The 22,178-nt window shown below is 71.9% G+C and carries 16 protein-coding genes; 12 read left to right on the top strand and 4 right to left on the bottom strand.

What is annotated here, in order from left to right; all coding sequences use genetic code 11:
• Positions 1 to 82 precede the first annotated feature (82 nt).
• Positions 83 to 631: a transcriptional regulator NrdR gene (nrdR, locus tag IE251_RS29690; RefSeq protein WP_189756077.1), complete on the top strand. Its 549-nt coding sequence runs from the start codon at positions 83 to 85 to the stop codon at positions 629 to 631.
• A gap of 164 nt (positions 632 to 795) precedes the next feature.
• Positions 796 to 3,693: a vitamin B12-dependent ribonucleotide reductase gene (locus IE251_RS29685; protein WP_189756076.1), complete on the top strand. Its 2,898-nt coding sequence runs from the start codon at positions 796 to 798 to the stop codon at positions 3,691 to 3,693.
• Between the two features lie 72 nt (positions 3,694 to 3,765).
• On the opposite strand, the gene IE251_RS29680 is transcribed toward IE251_RS29685, so the two are convergent.
• Positions 3,766 to 4,299 (bottom strand): TerD family protein, encoded by a 534-nt coding sequence (locus IE251_RS29680; RefSeq protein ID WP_189756075.1) that lies wholly within the window; start codon positions 4,297 to 4,299, stop codon positions 3,766 to 3,768.
• Between the two features lie 149 nt (positions 4,300 to 4,448).
• Here IE251_RS29680 and IE251_RS29675 point away from each other — a divergent pair, with 149 nt between their 5' ends.
• The 3 genes from IE251_RS29675 to IE251_RS29665 all read left to right on the top strand — a co-directional run bounded on the left by IE251_RS29675 (position 4,449) and on the right by IE251_RS29665 (position 6,787).
• Positions 4,449 to 5,054, top strand: coding sequence for a YdbC family protein (locus IE251_RS29675; protein ID WP_189756074.1), 606 nt, complete (start codon positions 4,449 to 4,451; stop codon positions 5,052 to 5,054).
• 155 nt (positions 5,055 to 5,209) lie between these two features.
• Complete coding sequence (locus IE251_RS29670) at positions 5,210 to 5,869, top strand: histidine phosphatase family protein (protein ID WP_030785422.1); 660 nt, start codon at positions 5,210 to 5,212, stop codon at positions 5,867 to 5,869.
• 12 nt (positions 5,870 to 5,881) lie between these two features.
• Positions 5,882 to 6,787 carry an ADP-ribosylglycohydrolase family protein gene (locus IE251_RS29665; RefSeq protein ID WP_189756073.1) on the top strand — a complete coding sequence of 302 codons (906 nt, stop codon included), beginning with the start codon at positions 5,882 to 5,884 and terminating at the stop codon, positions 6,785 to 6,787.
• 472 nt (positions 6,788 to 7,259) lie between these two features.
• On the opposite strand, the gene IE251_RS29660 is transcribed toward IE251_RS29665, so the two are convergent.
• Positions 7,260 to 8,810, bottom strand: a complete 1,551-nt coding sequence (locus IE251_RS29660; protein ID WP_189756072.1) for an MFS transporter — start codon at positions 8,808 to 8,810, stop codon at positions 7,260 to 7,262.
• 182 nt (positions 8,811 to 8,992) lie between these two features.
• Here IE251_RS29660 and IE251_RS29655 point away from each other — a divergent pair, with 182 nt between their 5' ends.
• From IE251_RS29655 to IE251_RS29645, 3 genes are all read left to right on the top strand, one after another.
• Complete coding sequence (locus IE251_RS29655; RefSeq protein ID WP_189756071.1) at positions 8,993 to 9,616, top strand: TetR/AcrR family transcriptional regulator; 624 nt, start codon at positions 8,993 to 8,995, stop codon at positions 9,614 to 9,616.
• A gap of 81 nt (positions 9,617 to 9,697) precedes the next feature.
• Positions 9,698 to 10,399: a ribonuclease HII gene (rnhB, locus tag IE251_RS29650; RefSeq protein ID WP_189756070.1), complete on the top strand. Its 702-nt coding sequence runs from the start codon at positions 9,698 to 9,700 to the stop codon at positions 10,397 to 10,399.
• Positions 10,400 to 10,467: 68 nt separating this feature from the next.
• Entirely contained in the window at positions 10,468 to 11,097 is a 630-nt protein-coding gene (locus tag IE251_RS29645) for a hypothetical protein (protein ID WP_189756069.1), read from the top strand.
• A gap of 482 nt (positions 11,098 to 11,579) precedes the next feature.
• On the opposite strand, the gene IE251_RS29640 is transcribed toward IE251_RS29645, so the two are convergent.
• Both IE251_RS29640 and IE251_RS29635 read right to left on the bottom strand, forming a co-directional pair.
• Positions 11,580 to 12,200: a hypothetical protein gene (locus tag IE251_RS29640; protein WP_189756068.1), complete on the bottom strand. Its 621-nt coding sequence runs from the start codon at positions 12,198 to 12,200 to the stop codon at positions 11,580 to 11,582.
• A 298-nt stretch (positions 12,201 to 12,498) separates the two neighbouring features.
• Positions 12,499 to 14,664, bottom strand: coding sequence for a RecQ family ATP-dependent DNA helicase (locus tag IE251_RS29635; protein WP_189756067.1), 2,166 nt, complete (start codon positions 14,662 to 14,664; stop codon positions 12,499 to 12,501).
• A gap of 151 nt (positions 14,665 to 14,815) precedes the next feature.
• Here IE251_RS29635 and IE251_RS29630 point away from each other — a divergent pair, with 151 nt between their 5' ends.
• The 4 genes from IE251_RS29630 (at position 14,816) to IE251_RS29615 (ending at position 21,844) form a co-directional block, all read left to right on the top strand.
• Positions 14,816 to 16,378 (top strand): DUF4192 domain-containing protein, encoded by a 1,563-nt coding sequence (locus IE251_RS29630; RefSeq protein WP_189756066.1) that lies wholly within the window; start codon positions 14,816 to 14,818, stop codon positions 16,376 to 16,378.
• A gap of 610 nt (positions 16,379 to 16,988) precedes the next feature.
• Positions 16,989 to 17,747: an NUDIX hydrolase gene (locus IE251_RS29625; protein ID WP_189756065.1), complete on the top strand. Its 759-nt coding sequence runs from the start codon at positions 16,989 to 16,991 to the stop codon at positions 17,745 to 17,747.
• Positions 17,748 to 17,995: 248 nt separating this feature from the next.
• Positions 17,996 to 20,794 (top strand): ABC transporter ATP-binding protein, encoded by a 2,799-nt coding sequence (locus IE251_RS29620; RefSeq protein WP_189756064.1) that lies wholly within the window; start codon positions 17,996 to 17,998, stop codon positions 20,792 to 20,794.
• A 162-nt stretch (positions 20,795 to 20,956) separates the two neighbouring features.
• The gene (locus IE251_RS29615) at positions 20,957 to 21,844 is read left to right on the top strand and encodes a FadR/GntR family transcriptional regulator (protein WP_189756063.1); all 888 of its coding nucleotides are present in this window, start codon (positions 20,957 to 20,959) and stop codon (positions 21,842 to 21,844) included.
• The last annotated feature ends 334 nt before the right edge of the window (positions 21,845 to 22,178 follow it).

Raw genomic sequence — 22,178 nt, 5'->3', positions numbered from 1 at the left:
GATCGCCTATGCTTAGGGCTGCTTCGCGAGGCCTGTGTGTCCAGCGAGGCTGACGAGTCTGCTGTGAGGAGGGTTGGAGAACATGCACTGCCCCTTCTGCAGGCACCCCGACAGCCGCGTGGTCGACAGCCGTACGACCGACGACGGCACGTCCATCCGCAGGCGCCGCCAGTGCCCTGACTGCTCCCGTCGTTTCACGACCGTGGAGACGTGCTCGCTCATGGTGGTGAAGCGGTCCGGAGTCACCGAACCGTTCAGCCGTACCAAGGTCATCAACGGCGTGCGCAAGGCGTGCCAGGGACGGCCGGTCACCGAGGACGCGCTCGCCCAGCTCGGGCAGCGGGTCGAGGAGGCGGTGCGCGCGACCGGAAGTGCCGAGCTGACCACCCACGACGTGGGACTGGCCATACTCGGCCCCTTGCAGGAGCTGGACCTCGTCGCCTATCTGCGGTTCGCCTCCGTCTACCGGGCGTTCGACTCGCTCGATGACTTCGAGGCCGCCATCGCGGAGCTGAGGGAGGCGACGCGCCCCGCCGCGGACGAAGAAGACGCCGGCGCGGGGAGCCAGGAAGACCATCGCGGGCCGGCCGGGACCACGCAGGTTCCCGAGCCCGCGCACGCCGCCGACTGACCGGCGGACCGGGATCCGGACGGAGAACCGGGTTCCGGCCGTACGGCGGCGAACGAAGACCTGTCACGGGCGGCGGCTGAGGACGCCCGCGACGCAAGACAGAACCATGTGCCCACGGGAACAACGGGGGCATTTCAGGGCGTTTTCGCCCGTAGGGAGGCGGCATGACAGAGACGGCGAGCGGTCCGGCACGAGGTTCCCGCGCCAAGGGAGCCAAGGGCACCAAGGGACTGCGCATCGAGCGCATCCACACCACCCCCGGCGTGCACCCGTACGACGAGGTGACGTGGGAGCGCCGTGACGTCGTCATGACCAACTGGCGCGACGGCTCGGTCAACTTCGAGCAGCGTGGCGTCGAGTTCCCCGACTTCTGGTCGGTGAACGCGGTCAACATCGTCACCAGCAAGTACTTCCGTGGTGCCGTCGGCACCCCGCAGCGCGAGACCAGCCTCAGGCAGCTGATCGACCGCATCGTGAAGACGTACCGGAAGGCCGGTGAGGACCACAAGTACTTCGCTTCGCCCGCCGACGCCGAGATCTTCGAGCACGAGCTGGCGTACGCCCTCCTGCACCAGATCTTCAGCTTCAACAGCCCCGTCTGGTTCAACGTCGGCACCAAGCAGCCCCAGCAGGTCTCTGCCTGCTTCATCCTGTCCGTCGACGACTCCATGGAGTCGATCCTCGACTGGTACAAGGAAGAGGGCATGATCTTCAAGGGCGGTTCCGGCGCCGGCCTGAACCTCTCCCGGATCCGTTCCTCCAAGGAACTGCTCTCCTCCGGTGGCAACGCCTCCGGCCCGGTCTCCTTCATGCGCGGCGCCGACGCCTCGGCCGGCACCATCAAGTCCGGCGGTGCCACCCGCCGCGCCGCCAAGATGGTCGTGCTCGACGTCGACCACCCCGACATCGAGGACTTCATCGAGACCAAGGTCAAGGAAGAGGAGAAGATCCGCGTCCTGCGCGACGCGGGCTTCGACATGGACCTGGGCGGCGACGACATCACGTCCGTCCAGTACCAGAACGCCAACAACTCGGTCCGCGTGAACGACGAGTTCATGAAGGCGGTCGAGGAGGGTGACAAGTTCGGCCTGCGTGCCCGTATGACCGGTGAGGTCATCGAGGAGGTCGACGCCAAGGCGCTCTTCCGCAAGATCGCCGAGGCCGCCTGGGCCTGCGCCGACCCGGGCATCCAGTACGACGACACGATCAACAACTGGCATACCTGCCCCGAGTCCGGCCGGATCACCGCGTCGAACCCGTGCAGCGAGTACATGCACCTGGACAACACGTCCTGCAACCTGGCCTCGCTGAACCTGATGAAGTTCCTGAAGGACGACGGCAAGGGCAACCAGTCCTTCGAGACCGAGCGCTTCCAGAAGGTCGTCGAGCTGGTCATCACCGCGATGGACATCTCGATCTGCTTCGCGGACTTCCCGACCCAGAAGATCGGCGAGAACACCCGCGCCTTCCGCCAGCTCGGCATCGGCTACGCCAACCTCGGCGCCCTGCTGATGGCCACCGGCCACGCCTACGACTCCGACGGCGGCCGCGCCCTCGCCGGCGCCATCACCTCCCTGATGACGGGTACGGCCTACCGCCGCTCCGCCGAGCTGGCCGAGGTCGTCGGCACCTACGACGGCTACGCCCGCAACGCCGACGCCCACAAGCGCGTCATGAAGCAGCACTCCGACGCCAACGCCACCGCCGTGCGCATGGACGACCTGGACACCCCGGTCTGGGCCGCCGCCACGGAGGCCTGGCAGGACGTGCTGCGGCTCGGCGAGAAGAACGGTTTCCGCAACTCCCAGGCGTCCGTCCTCGCGCCGACCGGCACCATCGGTCTCGCGATGTCCTGCGACACCACCGGTGTCGAGCCCGACCTCGCGCTGGTGAAGTTCAAGAAGCTCGTCGGCGGCGGCTCGATGCAGATCGTCAACGGCACCGTCCCGCAGGCCCTGCGCCGCCTGGGCTACCAGGAGGAGCAGATCGAGGCGATCGTCGCCCACATCGCCGAGCACGGCAATGTGATCGACGCCCCCGGCCTCAAGCAGGAGCACTACGAGGTCTTCGACTGCGCCATGGGCGAGCGCGCCATCTCCCCGATGGGCCACGTCCGCATGATGGCCGCGATCCAGCCGTGGATCTCCGGCGCCATCTCCAAGACGGTCAACATGCCGGAGACGGCGACCGTCGAGGAGGTCGAGGAGATCTACTTCGAGGCCTGGAAGCTGGGCGTCAAGGCGCTCGCGATCTACCGCGACAACTGCAAGGTCGGCCAGCCGCTCTCCGCCAAGAAGAAGGACTCGGCGGACGAGAAGAAGACCGAGGAGCCCGCGGCCGCCGAGCCCAAGGTCGAGAAGGTCGTCGAGTACCGTCCGGTCCGCAAGCGCCTCCCGAAGGGACGTCCCGGCATCACCACGTCCTTCACCGTCGGCGGCGCCGAGGGTTACATGACGGCCAACTCCTACCCGGACGACGGCCTGGGCGAGGTCTTCCTGAAGATGTCCAAGCAGGGCTCCACCCTCGCGGGCATGATGGACGCCTTCTCCATCGCCGTCTCCGTCGGCCTCCAGTACGGCGTGCCCCTGGAGACGTACGTCTCGAAGTTCACCAACATGCGCTTCGAGCCGGCCGGCATGACGGACGACCCGGACGTGCGGATGGCGCAGTCGATCGTCGACTACATCTTCCGCCGCCTGGCGCTGGACTTCCTGCCCTTCGAGACCCGCTCCGCGCTCGGCATCCACTCCGCCGAGGAGCGCCAGCGGCACCTGGAGACCGGCTCCTACGAGCAGTCCATCGACGACGACGAGGTGGACGTCGAGGGCCTGGCCCAGTCGGCGCCGCGCGCCCAGGAGCTGAAGGCGGTCGCCACGCCGAAGGCCGAGTCCGAGGCGGCCAAGCCCGCCCCGAAGCAGGCCCACACCAGCGCCGAGCTGGTGGAGATGCAGCTGGGCATCCAGGCCGACGCCCCGCTGTGCTTCTCCTGCGGTACGAAGATGCAGCGGGCCGGCTCCTGCTACATCTGCGAGGGCTGCGGCTCGACCAGCGGCTGCAGCTGATGACACGCCGTTCGTGAGGTAAGGGGCGCCGGCCAATGGCCGGCGCCCCTTACACGTGGTGCGATGAGAACGTCAGGGCCGGTGCGCCCGGCCCATGACCCGGGTGAACGTCGCCGGGTCCCCGTCGAAGCCGTGCAGTCCGGGGTGGAAGGTCCACTCACCGGAGTCGTCCCGGACGAACTCGGCGAGCGCGGCGGCCGTCGCCCCGGCCACCGAGCCGAAGTCGTCCTCGGCGAGCACGGTGTAGCCCTCACGGATGCGCAGGGCGGGACTCAGCACGTCGGCGAACGTCTTGCGCCCGTACCGCTGCTGGATGGCGGCGCCCACCACCACGCGCGCGTACCGGCCGTCGAGACGGTCCAGTTCGAGCGTCATGACCTCGTCCCAGCCGAACCCCTTGCCGTCCGTGCTGTCACGGTTGAGGGTGATCGTGCCGTCCGGTGAGCGGCTGTCGAAGTGCACCAGATAGGCCGGATCCCCGTACGCGTCACCGGAGACGAAGGTCGCGGCGATGATGTCGAGATCGGTCGGTGAGTGACCCGCCGGACTGGGGTCCCACTTGAGCGCGACCTCGACCTTGCGGATTCCCTTGCTGAAGCCGGTCACCCAGGCTTCCCCCTTCCGCTGTGACTCGACCCCAACTTTCCTGCGGCCGGGGTTTGTTGTCCATCGTGCCATGTACCGGGGCGCGCACGCGCGGGCGATCTCCGCAAAGACGTGACCGACGCCACGCCCGGTGGCCGTACGATGGCGCGGTGCTGGTCAAGTGGATTCGCTGCACCGTGGTGGACCGCCGGGGTTTCGAGCGGGGGCAGCGGAAATGGGCGGGGCTTCCCGGGGAGCCGGGATTCCGGGGGCAGGGCGGGGGCTGGAGCCGGCAGCGGCCGGGGGTGGCGCACCTCTTCGCCTTCTGGGAGAGCCGTGCCTTCTACGACTCCTTCATGGCCCGCTCCCACGACCGGCTGGCCGCCGCCCAGTCCGGCACCTTCAAGGACGCCCAGGTCAAGCTGTTCGAGTACCGCTTCGATGTGAAGACCGGATTCGAGCCGCGCTTCACCGACGCCGATCTGATCCGGGTGGCCCTGTGCACGGTCCGCGAGGAGCGCGTGGAGCACTTCACGCTCATGCAGGAGAAGGTCTGGAACCCCGCCATGGCCGGCTCGCCCGGCATGATCCGCGGCATGTTCGCCGAGGCGCCCGGGCACGAGTTCCTGGTCCTGTCGATGTGGCGCTCGGCGGCCGAGCACGGCAAGTACCGCACCGAGCGCGTGGAGCGCCTCGCCCTGCGCGCCCAGACCGAGGCGGACATCGCGGCGCTCTCCGGCGACATCGTGGACCTGGAGCCGTCCTGGACGGTCTGAGACGCGTGTGCGTCCGAGGCGCGTGATGGTTTGAAAAGCAAACGCGGCCCGGCGGTGGAGCGGGCAGCGGCCCGGGACGCCGGATTCATGTGACCTACGCCGTATGGAGCCCGTACGAGTGCTCGACGCGCCGCCGTACGCTCTAGGGTTTCGTCATGGCACGACCACGGCGCATCGTCCTTGTCCGGCACGGCGAGTCAACGGGCAACGTCGACGACTCCGTGTACGAGCGCGAACCCGACCACGCCCTCGCGCTGACCGAGCGCGGCCGGCGGCAGGCGGAGGAGACCGGCGAACGGCTCCGCGAGCTGTTCGGCCGGGAGCGGGTCAGCGTGTACGTCTCCCCGTACCGCCGTACCCACGAGACGCTCCGCGCCTTCCACCTCGACCCCGGCCTGATACGCGTCCGGGAGGAGCCCCGGCTGCGCGAGCAGGACTGGGGCAACTGGCAGGACCGCGACGACGTACGCCTGCAGAAGGCGTACCGGGACGCGTACGGGCACTTCTTCTTCCGGTTCCCGCAGGGCGAGTCCGGCGCGGACGTGTACGACCGGGTCGGCGGCTTCCTGGAGAGCCTGTTCCGCAGCTTCGAGGCCCCCGACCACCCTCCGAACGTCCTCCTGGTGACCCACGGGCTCGCCATGCGGCTGTTCTGCATGCGCTGGTTCCACTGGACGGTGGCGGAATTCGAGTCGCTGGCCAATCCGGGGAACGCGGAGATGCGGATGCTCGTTCTCGGAGAGGACGGCAAGTACACACTCGACCGGCCCTTCGAACGCTGGCGCGAGCCGGTGCCGCAGTGGGTCACCGGATAAAGTGGCAGGGCGATGACCGCTGACTCCTCTTCCCCCGGGCGCCTGGAGCGCGCCCTGACGAGCCTGCGCGGACTGGCCGTGGGGGACGCGCTGGGCTCCCAGTTCTTCGTCCCCGCGCACTATCCCCTGCTCAAGCGCCGGGAGCTGCCCGCGGGCCCCTGGCAGTGGACGGACGACACCGAGATGGCCTGCTCGGTGGTCGCCGTCCTCGCCGCCCACCAGCGCATCGACCAGGACGCGCTCGCCCGCTCCTTCGCCGAGCACCACGACTTCGACCGGGGCTACGGCCCCGCGGTCAACCGGCTGCTGCGCCTGGTCCGGGAGGGTGAGGACTGGCGCCGGCTGGCCGCCGGGCTCTTCAACGGCCAGGGGTCCTGGGGCAACGGCGCGGCGATGCGGATCGCACCCCTGGGCGCGTGGTACGCGGACGATCCGGAGCAGGCGACCCACCAGGCGGAGATCTCGGCCTACACCACCCACCAGCACCGGGAGGCCGTGGTCGGCGCCATGGCCGTGGCCGCCGCGGCGGCCTTCGCCGGCTCCCCGGACGGCCCGCCCGCCCCCGAGGCCCTGCTCGACGGTGTCATCGCGCTCGTACCGAAGAGCGCGGTCGGCCAGGGGCTGCGCCGGGCCCGGGACATGCTCGACTACGACGACGCGGTCACCGTGGCGGCCGTCCTGGGCTGCGGACGCCGTACGACCGCCCATGACACCGTCCCCTTCGCCCTCTGGTCCGCCGCACGGTCCCTCGGCGAATTCACGTCGGCGTTCTGGACCACCGCCCAGGTCGGCGGGGACGTAGACACCACCTGCGCGATCGTGGGCGGGGTGCTCGCCGCGGGCAAGGCGGGGGCACCGCCCGCCGAGTGGGTCGAGCGCACCGAGGCCCTGCCGGACTGGGTGCCCACGGGCGCCTGACCGTCGGCGTCGCGACGTGAGCCCGGCGGGTCCGGCAGCGTCGCCACGTGTGCCTGGCCGGCCCGGCAGCGTCGTCATGTGAGCCTGGCTGCCAGGCACCTCGACACGTGATACAGGCTGTCCGCCGCCGCACATCGAAACTCTCCGTTTCCGGTGGGAACTCTCCGTGACCATCGCTCGTTGTCCCGGTATCCGTCGCCCGCCGTGTCCGGGGCGGGTGTCGGGCGGGGCCGCGGGCGCGAGGGGACGGAGGGGAGGAGAGATGTCATTCGGTGCGCGGGTGCTGCCGGCGGTGCCGCCGGAGCGGGGCGGGGGAGCGGCTCAGGCGCTGCTTTCCGTCGTGCTCCGGGCCCTGCTCCTGGCCTTTGCGCGTGCTCTGCCGGGCGTGGTGCGGCCGGCCGGATCTCCGCGAGGGCCGTCTGGTGCCCGGCAGGGGTCCGGCCGGCCGCGGCACCGCGCGGCGCGTCCCGGATCAGCCCAGGTGCGGGCCCGCCGTGCCCGCGAGGGAGTCGAGGTCGCTCTTGCGGACCCTCAGCACCAGCCAGGCGGTGACGAAGGCGAGCACGGCCATCGCGGCGGCCGGGATGAAGGCCGTGGAAATGCCGTGGGCGAGCACCTCGTTCCCCCACGGCGCGGGCATCTGGTGCGTCTTGGCGAACTCCGCCTTCTGCTCCGGCGAGGCGCCGGCGAGGAACCGGGGCAGCTGCTTCTTCCCCTCGTCGGTGGCGGCCGACCCGAAGACGGTCGTCAGGATGGACAGCCCGAGCGAACCGCCGACCTGCTGCATGGCGTTGAGCAGCCCGGAAGCAGCGCCCGCCTCGTGCGGGGCCACACCGGCCACGGCGGTGACGGTGGCCGTCACGAAGGTCAGGCCCATACCGAAGCCGAACACCAGCATCGGCCCCAGCACCCCGCCCGCATAGGTGCTGTCGGGCTCGATGAAGGTCTGCCAGCCCAGCCCGACCGCCACCAGCGCGGCGCCGGCCATCATGAACGGCTTGGGGCCGAGCACCGGAAGGAAGCGCTGCGACAACCCCGCGCCGATCGCGATCGCGGCCGTCACGGGAAGGAACGCGATACCGGCCCTGATGGCGCTGTAACCGAGCACGTTCTGTACGAACAGCACGATGTAGAAGAACATGCCGAACATCGCCGCGGCCAGGCTCAGCATGATCACGTAGGTGCCCCAGCGGTTCCGGTCCGCGAACATCCGCAGCGGGGTGATCGGCTCCTTCGCCCGCGCCTCGATGAAGACGAAGGCGAGCAGCAGCACCACGGAAGCGGCGAAGGACCCGATCGTGAGCCCGTCCCGCCAGCCGTCCTCCGCGGCGCGGATGAACCCGTACACCAGCGAGGCCATGCCGACCGTGGAGGTGAGCGCGCCGGCGAGGTCGAAGCGGCCCGGATGACGCTCGGACTCGTTGATGTACAGCGGCGCGAGCGCCGCGATCAGCACGCCGATCGGCACGTTGACGAACAGCACCCACCGCCAGTCGAGCCAGTCGGTGAGCATGCCGCCCGCCAGCAGGCCGATGGCACCGCCGCCCGCGGACACGGCGGCGAAAACACCGAAGGCCCGGTTGCGTTCCGGGCCTTCGGGGAAGGTGGTCGTTATCAGCGCCAGCGCCGTGGGGGACGCTATCGCGCCGCCCACACCCTGGAGGGCTCGCGCGGCCAGCAGCTGCCAGGGTTCCTGGGCCAGACCGCCCAGCAGCGAGGCGAAGGTGAACAGCAGGATGCCGGTCATGAACACCCGGCGGCGGCCGAGGATGTCACCGGCCCGCGCACCGAGCAGCAGCAGTCCGCCGAAGGTGAGCGTGTAGGCGCTGACCACCCATGTCAGATCGGTCGTGCTGAAGCTGAGCGCTTCTTGAATGTGCGGGAGCGCGATATTCACAATCGTCGCGTCGAGTACCACCATGAGCTGGCTGGCCGCGATGACGGTGAGTGCGATGCCGGGGTGCCCTCCCCGGCGGGCCGCGCCCGTTTTCTGATCGTCCGTGAGAAGCTGAGAGGTCGTCACTATGGGTCCCCCATACAGGCGTTAGTGAACGCTCGCGTTCACTGTCGCGCCCACCGTAGTGAGTCCCCGACAGTGAACGCAAGCGTTCACTTAAGCGCGCGTCGCGCCCGCGTCCCCCGTTGCAGCAGCGCGGCGTCACTGCCCCGGAATCACCGCTCACCTCGCATGCAGGAGAAACACAGATGGTTACCTCGCGCTGTACTGCCGCGGCCGCCGGAACGGCTTCCCCCCGCCGGCGCGGTGCGGTACTGGAGCGGGCGATCCTCGACGCCGCTCTGGAGCAGCTCAGCACGGTCGGCTGGAAGGGGCTGACCATGGAAGGCGTCGCGGCCGGCGCCCACACCGGCAAGGCGGCGGTCTACCGCCGCTGGCCCTCCAAGGAGGATCTGGTCGCGGACGCCCTGGTGACCGGACTGCCCCGCGTGGAGCGGGCCCCGGACCTGGGCAGCGTGCGCGAGGACCTGCTCACCCTGTGCCGGCAGGTGCGGCAGATCATGTACTCGCGGCCCGGCGCCGCTCTGCGCTCGGTCATTCACGAATGCGATCAAGTGCAGGCGGAGCGCTTCGAGGGGGTGATCCTCGGAAGTGTGGTCGAGCCGACCGTCAAGCTGGTGCGCGAGGTCATCGTCCGTGGAATAGAGCGGGGGGAGGTCAGGGAGGACGCGGCCAACGCCTATGTCTTCGACGCCATCCCGGCCATGATGATGTACCGGTCCAAGATGTGCGCCAGTGAATGGAACGACCAGGATCTCGAAGGGATGGTCGACCAGCTGATGCTTCCGCTGCTGCGGCCCTACGGTGCCTGAAGCCCCCTTCCGGCGCCCTTCGCGTCCCCCGGGCGACCGGGGTGTCGCGCGTCCGTCCCGGCGGCGTACGCTAAGGGCGCCATGCCGTACGAACCACCTACCCACACCGTCGAGCGCTCCCTGCGCGCCACGACCGGAGCGAAGGTCATTGCCGGTGTCGACGAGGTGGGGCGCGGCGCCTGGGCCGGTCCCGTCACGGTCTGCGCGGCGATCACCGGACTGCGCCGCCCGCCCGAGGGCCTGACCGACTCCAAGCTGCTCACGCTCAAGCGCCGCACGGAACTCGCCGAGATCCTGCGGTCATGGGTGACGGCCTACGCGCTGGGGCATGCTTCCCCCGAGGAGATCGACGACCTGGGGATGACGGCCGCGCTGCGGCTGGCCGCGGTCCGTGCCCTGGATGCCCTGCCGGTCCGCCCCGACGCCGTGATCCTCGACGGGAAGCACGACTACCTCGGCGCTCCCTGGAAGGTCCGCACGGTGATCAAGGGCGATCAGTCGTGTGTGGCCGTGGCGGCGGCGTCGGTGATCGCCAAGGTTCAGCGCGACAAAATGATGGCCGAACTGGGTGTCGACCATGCAGACTTCGGATTTGCGGACAACGCCGGGTATCCGTCGCCCGTGCACAAGGCCGCTCTGGCGGAGCGGGGGCCCACCCCGCACCACCGTTTGTCGTGGGCGTATCTTGATGCGTTGCCTCAGTGGCGGCACCTCAAGAAGGTCCGCAACTGGGCGGACGGAAGCGTTCCGGAAATTGAGGGTCAGCTCGGCTTCGATTTCTGACGGTTCCGATCGCACTGATGTGCCACCCGGTCATCCGCGCCGCACCAACGTTTGATAAAAATCAGCTCATGCCTCTCATTCCCGAGGAGCCTCAGATTCACGAGAGTGCCCAGGGTCCCCGCGCCACGCCGGCCAGCGGCCGCACCGCGCCGACCCCCCGCCCCGTACCCGGCCCCCGCCCCGCGGCTCCGTCCCGCCCCGGTCGTCCCGGCCCTCTGCGGCCCACGCCGCCGGCGCAGCGCACACCGCGAGACGCGGCTCCGGCCATGCCCGGTCCTTCCGGACCGGCCGCTCCCGCCGCCGCGGCGAGCCCGCAGATCCAGTTGATCCCGGCTTCGGCCGAGGGTGCGCTCGACGCCGCCGAGGAGGCGGTGGACCTGCTCCTGGACTCCGGCCGCGCCCCCGGCGACGTGCTCGTGCTCACCACCGGTGCCCAGCACCCGTGGGCCGAACACGAACTGTCCTTCGGCGAAGCGTCCTACTGGGCGCAGCACGACTCCGGTGACGACGTCTTCTACGCGGATGCCGCCGTCGCCTCCCGCGCCGCCACCCGCCCGGTGGTCGTCGTGGCCGTCAACGGAGGCCCCGCCTCCGCCGCTGCCACCGCCCTCCCGCTGGCCCACTCCCGTGCCGGTGCCCTGCTGATCGTCTGCGGCGACCCGCAGCAGATCAACTCGGTGCTGGGCGCCGGCGTCTGAGCCGCGTCGGTGCCTCGGGACACCGAGGGGCCGAAGGAGCCGCTCCGGCGGCATCCGCACGGTGCGGCTTTTGGCGTGCCCGGACCACGGTCCGCGGCCACGACGCCGCCCGGTCCGTCCCCCTGGGAAGGCCCGGGAGCGTCGGCCGACGTCGGGCCCGGGGGAGTGATCCGGGCCGCCCGGTGACGGGTGGCGACGCCTGCCGGGCCGGACACGCGCCCACGGGTGTGGCCCACACCGCCCACGGCTGTCTCCGGGGCGTACCAGGAGGCGGTCCCCGCAGGTCACCGACGTACCAGGGGCAGACCCCGCAGGTCACCCAGGGCTCTCCTCGGGGTCCGGGAGGCGAGTTTGCCGGTGCTCCTCCGGACCGCTCTGCGCGCACACCGGTTGGGCCCGGCCGTCCGTCGCACGCGGGCCGGATGCACCGTAGGAGCCTCCGGCCGGTCGCGCGAACCCTCGTACCGCCCGTGGCGCGCCGGTCAGCGAGCCGCCGCCCGGCTCAGCACCTCGGAGACCGGGCCGCCGGTGCGTGGTGCGAGCGGCGGGGCTTCCGACGTGGCGAACGGCTCCGGGGCCGAGTGCGCGTTCGGCCGGCGCCCCCCGCGCCCCTCGCCGAGCACCTGCCAGCCGTCGCGGGTCAGCGTGATGTACGCGCCGCAGCGCAGCCCGTGCAGGGTGCAGGCATCGCGCAGTCCCCACATCCAGGCGCCGTCCTCCTCGGTCCAACGCGCGTCGCCCTCACGGCAGTAGAGCAGGACGGCCGTGCGCACAGGGGTACGGCGGCGCAGGTCGTGCGGAATCACCCGGCGCAACTGGGCCAGCAGCGCGTTGCGGAACATCCAGCCGTCGGCCGGCGTCGCACGGCGCGTGAACGAGGCGCTCGCCCGCAACCGCTCGTCCGGGTCGAGCACCGCCACGACCGCCGTGAGCGGCTTCGGGTGGTGGCGGGAGTGCAGACCGCTGACGACCTCACGAGGGTTGCGCAGCAAAGGGATTCCGGCGGCGGCCCACTCCGCGGGCTCGAGCAGGCGACTGGCGGAGGCGTCGGACGCCGGCGTCGACAACGAGGCCGCCGAGGACGATGCGAATCCGAAGGTCACGTTCCTCCCTTCGGCTACGCGCCCACACTGCGGGCGAGGTCGGATTCGGGGGAGCGCGCGCCGCAGCGGAGCCCAACCGGATCACGGGTGAGTCGTGCGGGTAGCGGACCTCAATTCTTCCTGTCGAACTTGGTTGCGGCAACGAGCAATTGGCGCCGCCGAGTGTTATCTGCTAGTGCGTGGCTTATATCCCTCCTACCCAAAGGGTGGACCATCGACGCCTGCGCCCTCCGCGGTCCCGGCCGGCGGGCCGCCGCGAACGGCCGTGCGGCAGCCCGGAACAGCGGCGACGCCGCACTCACCCCTGGACCGCGAGAACCAGTGGCAATACGCCACGCGCCCCGGACTTGCGCAGCAGACGCGCTGCCATGGCCAGGGTCCAGCCCGTCTCCGTGAAGTCGTCGACCAGGAGGACCGGGCCGTCGGCCGCGGCGAGTGCCGACGCCAGGGCGGGTGGCACCGTCAACGCCCCGTCGAGCGCTTTCAGTCGCTGTGCGCTGTTGCTGCGGGACATCCGGGGCGTGTCCCCCGCGTATTCCACCGAGCCGAGCAGGGGCAGCCTGCCGACCCCGGCGATGCGGGCGCCCAGGGAGTGGATCAGTTGGGGCCGGCTGCGCGAGGCCATGGTGACCACGCCCACCGGCCGGGCCGGGGCGTCGGACGCACCGGAGGCCCAGCCGCCGGGACCACGGGCCCAGTCGGCCAGCACGCCGACCACGGCCTGCGCCACATCGTCCGGCACCGCCGCGTCGGGTGCCTGCGGTGCGAACAGGGGACGCAGCCGGTTGCCCCAGCCGATGTCCGACAGCCGTCCCAGAGCCCTCCCCTGCGCGGCCTGTTCCCCCGCCGGGATACGGCCCTTGAGATTGATGCCGATGGCCGGGAGCCCGGTCGGCCACATGCGCCGGGGCTCCACCTCCACCCCGGCGCGGCCCAGGTCGCTCCGCGCGGCGTCCAGAGCCGCCGGGGACAGGTCGGAGGTGAAGCGCGGCCCCGCGCAGTTGTCGCAGCGGCCACATGGTCTGGCGCCCTCGTCGTCCAGCTGACGCTGGAGGAATTCCATCCGGCACTCGGTCGTGGCGGCGTACTCGCGCATCGCCTGCTGCTCGGCCGCGCGCTGCCGGGCCACCCACGCGTAGCGCTCCGCGTCGTACGACCAGGGCTGTCCGGTGGCCGTCCAGCCGCCCTTGACCCGTCGCACCGCCCCGTCCACGTCGAGGACCTTCAGCATGGTCTCCAGGCGGGAACGGCGCAGCTCCACCAGCGGTTCCAGGGCGGGCAGGGACAGGGGGCCGTCCGCCCGGGCGAGCACGTCGAGGGTGCGCCGGACCAGATCTTCGGAGGGAAAGGCCAGCGAGGAGAAGTACTCCCAGATCGCCTCGTCCTCCTTGCCCGGCAGCAGCAGCACCTCGGCGTGGGCGACGCCGCGGCCGGCCCTGCCGACCTGCTGGTAGTAGGCGATGGGGGAGGAGGGCGAGCCGAGATGGACGACGAAACCGAGATCCGGCTTGTCGAAGCCCATCCCGAGCGCCGAGGTGGCCACCAGGGCCTTGACGCGGTTGGCGAGCAGGTCCTCCTCCGCCTGCTGCCGGTCGGCGTTCTCCGTCTTGCCCGTGTAGGAGGCGACGGTGTGCCCGCGCTGCCGCAGGAAGGCGGTGACCTCCTCGGCGGCGGCGACGGTGAGGGTGTAGACGATGCCGGAGCCCGGCAGGTCGTCGAGATGGTCGGCGAGCCAGGCCATCCGGTGCGCGGCATCCGGCAGCCGCAGCACACCGAGGCTCAGGCTCTCCCGGTCCAGCGGTCCGCGCAGCACCAGCGCGTCCATCGTGCCGCCCGTGCCGAGCTGCTCGGCGACGTCGGCGGTCACCCGGGCGTTGGCCGTGGCGGTGGTGGCCAGCACCGGGACGCCGGACGGCAGGTCGCCGAGCATGGTGCGCAGCCGCCGGTAGTCGGGGCGGAAGTCATGGCCCCAGTCGGAGATGCAGTGGGCCTCGTCCACCACGAGCAGACCGGTCGCGGCGGACAGCTTGGGCAGGACCTGGTCGCGGAAGTCGGGGTTGTTCAGCCGCTCCGGCGACACCAGCAGCACATCGACCTCGCCCGCCGCGATCTCGGCCTGGACGGCGTCCCACTCCTCGGTGTTGGCCGAGTTGATGGTCCGGGCGTGGATACCGGCCCGGCCCGCGGCCTCCACCTGGTTACGCATGAGCGCGAGCAACGGCGAGACGATCACCGTGGGTCCGCTTCCTGTGGCTCGCAGCAGCGAGGTCGCGACGAAGTACACCGCGGACTTGCCCCAGCCCGTGCGCTGTACGACCAGGGCCCGGCGCCGGTCGGCGACCAGCGCCTCGATCGCCCGCCACTGGTCCTCGCGCAGCCGGGCGGCGCCCGTCGCGTCCCCGACGAGCCGGGCGAGAACGGCATCGGCCTCTGCCCGGAGATCCGCGTTGCTCGTGTGTTCCATGCGTTCCATACAACAGGACCGCACCGACAACCGGGCGGGCCCGGGCCGAGTCTGTGGACAACCAGGACCACCGGATGACCTGTCGTGTCCCTGATCCGAGTTATCCACAGGCCCCTAAGCGGAATCTTGGAATCCGCGAGATCGTCGGCGCATGACGAATCACAGCGAAACCGCCGGACCCTTCGGAAACGACGACATCTCCGGGCACGACCCGTCGGCCGGACCGGCCGACCACACCACGCAGGTCACCCTGCGCACCCCCGCCGAACTGGCCGACGCCCTCCCCTACCTGCTCGGCTACCGCCCCGAGGACAGCATGGTGCTCGTCGCCCTGCACGACCGGGGAGGCTGCGGCAGGTTCGGGGGCCGGGCCCGGCTCGGCATCCCGGCGAACGAGGAGGACTGGGAGGCCGCCGCCCGGCAGCTGGCCCGCGGGCTGGTGACCGGCAGCGAGCGGCGTGGCGCCCGGCCCGAGGGCATGGTGGCCTACGTCTGCCAGGAACCGGGCCCCGGCGAGACCGGCCGGGAGGTCAAGCAACGGCTGACGAGGCTCGCCCAGCTGATGCGCACCGAGTGCGGAAGCCTGGACGTGCCCGTCGTCGAGGCCCTGTGCGTCTCGGACGGGCGTTTCTGGTCGTACTGCTGCCCGGTCAAGGGCAAGGGCTGCTGCCCCGAGGACGGCTCCCCGATGGGCCTGCCCGGCACCTCCGTACTCGCCGCGGCGGCCACCTACGCCGGCCTCCAGGTGCGCGGCACACTGAAGGAACTGCGCGCCAGGTTGCAACCCTGGGAGTCCGCCGCGGCGCTGGAACAGGAGATCGCCCTCGACGCGGCGGGCATGAGCCTGGTGCCCCGCATCCTGGACGAGACGACCCGTGAGGAGGTGGCGCAGGAGACGCTCGTCCTCGCCGAGCGGATCATCCGCCGCTTCGCCACGGCGGCACCGGTCTCCGGCACCCATCCGGCGGACGTCCGCGACGACGGCCTCCTCGATGCCGACGAGGCGGCGACCCTCATCCTCGGACTGCAGGACCGCACGACCCGCGACCGGGCCGCCGCCTGGATGGAAGGGGACGTCGCGGGCCCGGCCCTGCGGCTCTGGCGCGCCCTGGCCCGCCGCTGCGTCGGCCCCTACAGCGAGCACGCCGCCGCACCGCTGACCCTGGCGGGCTGGGTCGCCTGGTCCACGGGCGACGAACTGGAGGCGCGCGAGGCACTGGCCATGGCACTGGGCGCGGATCCCGACTACCTCTTCGCCCGCCTGCTGCATCAGGCGTGCAACGAAGGACTCGACCCGGAAGCGGTCCGCCGCTGCCTGCGCGCCCAGGACACACAGAAAACGCAGGACATCCAGCCCACAGCGGTGCGGCAACCGGGCCCGGCACCGCGGCAGGCGCCCGCCGAGAGCACGCAGAGCGTGGTCCCTGCACCCCGGACCCCGGCGGACGGCCCGGCTCCAGGGCCCCGGCCGGGCGGGCAGCGCAGGCGCCGCACGCGGAGCGCGGACGGCGACGACCACCGTCCCACGGCCCGGACCAAGGCCGACCGACGCAGGCCGGCCGGCTCCCGCCCCCGGTCGACCGCGCCCGGAGCCGCCCGGCCAGGACTTCGGGAAACGAGCACCAGGCGCACGCGTACCACCGGCCCCGGCGACACCGCGACCGGCGGTGCGCCGTCGGAGGGCGGAGGCCCGTGGACCGAGGGCGATGAATGAGCCCCCGCCGGTCCGTGCCCGGACGGGAGCCTCCCTGGCCGCGACGGCCGTGGACACCGAACCGGGCCATGCCCGCCGGTCCGGCGGTTCCCGGTGCGGTGCCGGGAGCGGCTTCCGGAGAGTCCCCTGGTCACGCCGGCCAGGGGAGGCGCACCGGCCGGGTGCCGCACTGCGGCTGCGACTCGGGCAGGCCGTCGGTGATGAGGACACTCCGCCGGTCATGAGGGACAGCCCGCTGGTCACGGGGGCCAGCGGCAGCCCGCCGCCACGGCTGCTTTCCGCGCCGACGTCTGGGTGGAGAGCCGCATCGGCGGACACCCGGCCCCCGCCCTGGCGACGGACGGCCGCCCCGTGCCCCGCCTGACCGCAGTCGTCCACTTCCCCTGCCCCGGCCTGCTCGGCGCCGGCCTGTCCGACAGGGGCCTGCTCGGCGCCGGTCGGTGGCCCGGCCCTGCTCGGAGCTGTGCGGGGCGAGGCAGACGACCGCGCGCGAGCCACCGGCCGGTGAAGGAAACGCGGCTTCGCGCGCCGCACCGGAAGGAGGCGGGACAGCCACCGCTGCGGCGGCCGAGGGAGTGTTTATCGTCAGGAAGACGACTATGATCGCGGCATGCCCTACGACCCGTCAGCCTTTCCGCCCTTCGCCGTCACCGTGGACCTGGTCGTGCTGACCGTGCGCCGCCATGCCCTGTGCGCGCTGGCGGTACGCAGGGGGGAGCCCCCCTTCCAGGGACGCTGGGCACTGCCCGGAGGCTTTGTACGGGCCGACGAGGACCTGACCCAGGCGGCGGCGCGCGAACTGGCCGAGGAGACCGGTCTTTGCGCCCACGACCCCGCCGCCCCGGCCCAGGACAACGGAGCCCACCTGGAGCAGCTCGCCACCTACGGCGACCCCGAGCGGGACCCGCGTATGCGCGTGGTCAGTGTCGCGCACCTCGCGCTCGCACCCGACCTGCCCGCACCGCGCGCCGGCGGCGACGCGAGCAACGCGCGCTGGGCCCCGGTCGAGGAACTGCTCCAGCAGGGCGGGTACGGCCGTGACGGCGAACCCGTGGCACCGCTCGCCTTCGACCACGCCCGGATCCTCGCGGACGGAGTGGAGCGCGCCCGTTCCAAGATCGAGTACTCGTCGCTGGCCACCGCCTTCTGCCCGCCCGAGTTCACGGTCGGCGAGCTTCGCCGGGTGTACGAGGCGGTGTGGGGCGTCACGCTCGACCCGCGCAACTTCCACCGCAAGGTGACCGGCACCCCCGGATTCCTCGTCCCCACCGGAGGGACGACCACGCGCCAGGGCGGACGTCCGGCCCAGCTCTTCCGCGCCGGCGGCGCCACGCTGCTCAACCCGCCGATGCTGCGCCCCGAGGTCTGAGACACGGAAAAGCGGCACGGTGATCGTCTGACCCGTACCGGCTACCGGTCTGCTTGCCGTTGATCTGCCCGTTACCGGTCTGCCGGTTGCCCGCCGGCCGTTACCGGTCTGGCCGCTGCCCGCCGGGCTCTGCGTGTCGAGTACGGGCTCCATCGAACGGCGGAAAGGGGAGGAGGCAGGTCGCACGCGCCTTTCCGCAAATCGCCTTATACCCGAAAAACCAGACATGTCGCGCTATCTTGCATCAGGTGATCGAGGCCTTCGGACTGACCAGCAATCCCCGCAAGGCGCATCCGCCCGCCGTCGACGATGTCTCCTTCGAGGCGCGTGCCGGGCAAGTCACCGCGCTCCTCGGACGCGCCGGCGCGGGGAAGACGACGACGCTCAGACTCATGCTCGAGCTGCAACAAGGGCGCGGCATCACCTACTTCAGAGGCCGCCCCCTGCACCGGATCGCCCATCCGGCGCGAGAAGTCGGCGTACTCCTCGGCGATGTGCCAGGCCATCCCGCCCGCTCGGTCCGCGGTCATCTGCGCATGCTGTGCGCGGCGTCGGGAGTTCCCGCGCGGCGAGCCGACGAGGTGCTCGAAGTGGTCGGTCTCGTCAGCCTCCGCGAGGAACGACTCAGGACACTGTCGCGCGGCATGGACCGCAGACTCGGTCTCGCCTGTGCCCTGCTGCCCGACCCGCACACGCTCGTCCTGGACGAACCCGCCGACGGCCTCTCCGCCCGGGAGGCCCAGTGGCTGCACGGCATGTTGCGGGCCCATGCCGACCAGGGCGGCACGGTGCTGTTCACCACGGCGGAGCCCAAGGAGGCGGCGCGCACCGCCGACCGGGTCGTCACCCTCGACGGCGGCAGACTCGTCGCCGACCAGGAGGCACGGGTGTTCGCCCGCACCCGGCTGCGTCGGCGAGTGGCCGTCCGCAGTCCCCATGCGGCACGCCTCGCGGCCCTGCTGACCAGGGACGCCCGCACCGCCCGCCGCTCCGTCGAAGTCGTACGGGAGGGCGGCAACCGCCTGTCGGTGTACGGCAGCACGACCGCCGACGTCGGCGAGATCGCCTTCCGCCACGGCATCCTCGTCCACCAACTCGCCGAAGAGGTGGGTGACATGGGACCGGGCGCCGGAGCCGGGGGCGACGACGGCGCGCGCCCCGCCGAACCGCGGCCGCCCGTACCGGACTCACCGCCTGCCGGCCGGAGGGCCAGGCCGGAGCAGGACCCGGCGGCGACCGGCATCTCCTACGGGGAGCGGAAATCCGCTCCGGCCGGCCGAGTGTTGGACGAACGCGGCCGCACGGCGCCGGAACCCGCCCTCGACGGCCGCCCCGTCGGATTGAGCGGTGCACCCGAAGCCCCGGCGCGCGGCGCGCGCGACGTGTCGGCGGAGCCGCGACACGCGAGGCAGTCCGGCCCACGGGAGAGCGCGAAGGCCGGCCTCGCGGCGGCGGAACCACGCTCCGCGGAGCCGGTGGCGGAGCCGCGCACCGCCTCATCTGACCGGGCGGCGGCCCAACTCCGCTCGACGGCCCCGGACCGGCCCACGCCGGAGCCGCACACACCGGCGCAGGGCCTCTCGACAGGGAACGCCACGGCGTCCGGGTACCCGGCCGGACAACGCAAGCGCACCCCGGCCGTACCGCCGACGCCGGGCACGGAACCAGCGGTGGCCGACTCGCCCCCGAACACCGAAGGGCGGTGGGGGTCCGGCCGTTCGGCCTCGCGGCGGGCGGGGAGCGCCGACAGCGGGCGGCCCCACGGCGCCGCTCAGCGAACCCAACCGGCCCGCCCCGTGACCGCCCCCAGCGCCTCACCGCGCGATGCGGCCCCGGCCGCCGCGGCGTTCCCGGCCGACGGCACGGCGCCCACTGTCACCGCCTCCGGTGCGAACGGCACGGTCGGCGAGGCGCGGGAAAGAGCCGCGCGGCAGCCGCGCCGGCCCGCCGACACAGGGGCCGGCGCCCGGAACGGCGGCAACGACGGCCGCTCGCGGACCGAGGCCACGGGCGTCACCGGGGAGGGGAGCGGCGATGGCCGCTCCGCCGGTTCGGCGGCCGGCCCGGAGAACGGGCCCGGCGCGGTCACGTCGTCCTCCGGACCGCAGACCGACGGCACGCCCGCCCCCGCGCCGACCGGCCCCGGCACTCGCCTCCTCCCGGGGGCCAGGAACCCCGGCGCCCGGAAGGGGCGGGACGGCCACGCCGGCCGTTCCCACGGTGACCGCGCCGCCGCCGTGATCTCGCCTCTCCCACCCCCCATCGCCGTCCGCCCCGCCCCGAGCCCCCTGCGTCCCCTCCGCTACGAGATCCGGCGCGCCGCCGGCATCGGCACCGGCTTCCTCACCTGCGGCGCCGTACTCGTCGTGTCCGCGCTCACCGCCGTACTCCTCGCCAGGACCGGGCACACCCCGCAGGCGCGGCTGTTCGCGGCCTGGCCGCGGGAACTGCCGCTGCCGCCCGCGGCGCTCGGATCGGGACTGCTCGGCGCGCTGGCCTTCGGGGACGAGTTCCGCCATCCCGCCCTGGCGGCCGACCGCGGCACCGTCCCCCGCCGGCTGGGGCTGCTCACCGCGAAACTGCTCGTCTCCGGAGCCACCGCGGGGCTGCTCGCCTTCCTCACCCTGGGCTGCGACGCCGAGGTGCTCTACCTCGTCTACGGACGGGAGCTGACGGAAGTTCCCGCGGACTGGCTGTCGCTGACCGCGAGTTGGTTCGGCCTGGTCGTCGGCTGTTCCTGGGCGGGGGTGCTGGCGGCCGGCGTGTTCCGGTCCACCACGGCCGGACTGGCCGCGGTCCTCGCCGTACCCGTCCTGGTCGTACCCCTCGTCCACAAGGCGCTCCAGGGCCCGGCCGTGCGCATGGCGGCGGACTTCCCGGTGCGGATGCGGGAGGTCTTTCTGCTGCAGTGGCCCTTCGGAGGGGAGCGGTACCTGCTCGCCGCCGCGCGGGTGGTCGCCCAACCGGTGGGCGGCGCACTGGCGTTGTCGCTCGCGGGTCTCCTCTGCGCGTATCTGCACACGGCGCTGCGGACCCGGCTGCGCTGACCGCCCTTCGTTCACTTCCGGTCCTGCCTTGCCCACAACTCCCCGCGGAAAGCCCATTTCTTTCCGATAAGGCGTCAATTGCGACGGGGTGAGCGATCACCCTTTCGTGTGCTTTTCACCAAAGACCTCAAGGGAGTTGGAGGCGGCGCCGACAAAGGATCCGTGAGTACCCTTGCGCACACCATGATGACCGCCGCCCGCTCCACAGACTCAGGTCTGGCCGGCCCGGGCGAACTCGACCGCTACCCCTACGCGGAAGGCCCGGTGGCCGACCGCGTCGGCACACCCGCCTGGGACGGCGGGGAACCCGAGCTGGGCCGGGTCAGCCGGCGGGCCGCGGCCAGCCGCGGACGCGGGCTGCACGGCCAACTCGTCCAGCAGCTCGGACAGATGATCGTCTCCGGCGATCTGGGTGCGGACCGACCGCTGGTTCCGGAGGAGATCGGCCAGCGCTTCGAGGTCTCCCGCACCGTCGTCCGCGAGTCGCTCCGTGTCCTGGAGGCCAAGGGCCTGGTCAGCGCCCGCCCCAACGTCGGCACGCGGGTACGCCCCGTCAGCGACTGGAACCTCCTCGACCCGGACATCATCGAGTGGCGGGCCTTCGGGCCGCAGCGCGACGACCAGCGCCGGGAGCTCAGCGAGCTGCGCTGGACGATCGAGCCGCTGGCCGCCCGCCTCGCCGCCGGACACGGGCGCGAGGAGGTGCAGCAGCGCCTGTGCGACATGGTCGAGATCATGAGCCACGCCATGGCGCAGGGCGACGCGCTCACCTACGCGCGCGCGGACACCGAGTTCCACTCGATGCTGATCCAGATCGCGGGCAACCGCATGCTGGAGCACCTCTCCGGCATCGTCTCGGCGGCGCTTCAGGTCTCCGGCGGCCCGGTCACCGCCTGTGACCGCCCTAACGAGACGTCCCTCGCCCAGCACGCGCGGATCGTCGACGCCCTCGGCACCGGCGACGGCACGGCGGCGGAGACGGCCATGCGTCAGCTGCTGACGGTCCACCCGGAGGTGGAGCGCGTGGTGCCCGCCCCGCGCGAGCACTGACCCGCGAGGGACGTGGTGCGGTCGCCGGTGTGTGACGTCCCAGTAGTGCTCGCGGCGGCGCCGGGCCCGGGTACCGGCCGCCGCCGGACCTCGCCGGACCTTCTGGAGTCCGGCGGAGTCCGGCGACGCGGCAGCCCCCGGCGGTACGGGGGCGGCCGGGTTGGCGGCTACTGGTGATCGCGTATGCACATGTCTGACCGCTTTTGACCACTTACGGGGTGTGACTCGGGCCACGCAGAATGGGCGTAACGCTCGTGGAGACAGCGCGATGACCTAAGAGGTGATAGCCGAGGAGGGAATACGGACGCCGTGCATGGCGCTGTGCATCTTCCCG

The sequence above is a fragment of the Streptomyces eurythermus genome (assembly GCF_014649115.1).
GTDB lineage: Bacteria > Actinomycetota > Actinomycetes > Streptomycetales > Streptomycetaceae > Streptomyces > Streptomyces eurythermus.
The sequence above is the reverse complement of the archived record's forward strand: the minus strand, read 5'-3'. Positions and strand labels throughout refer to the sequence as shown.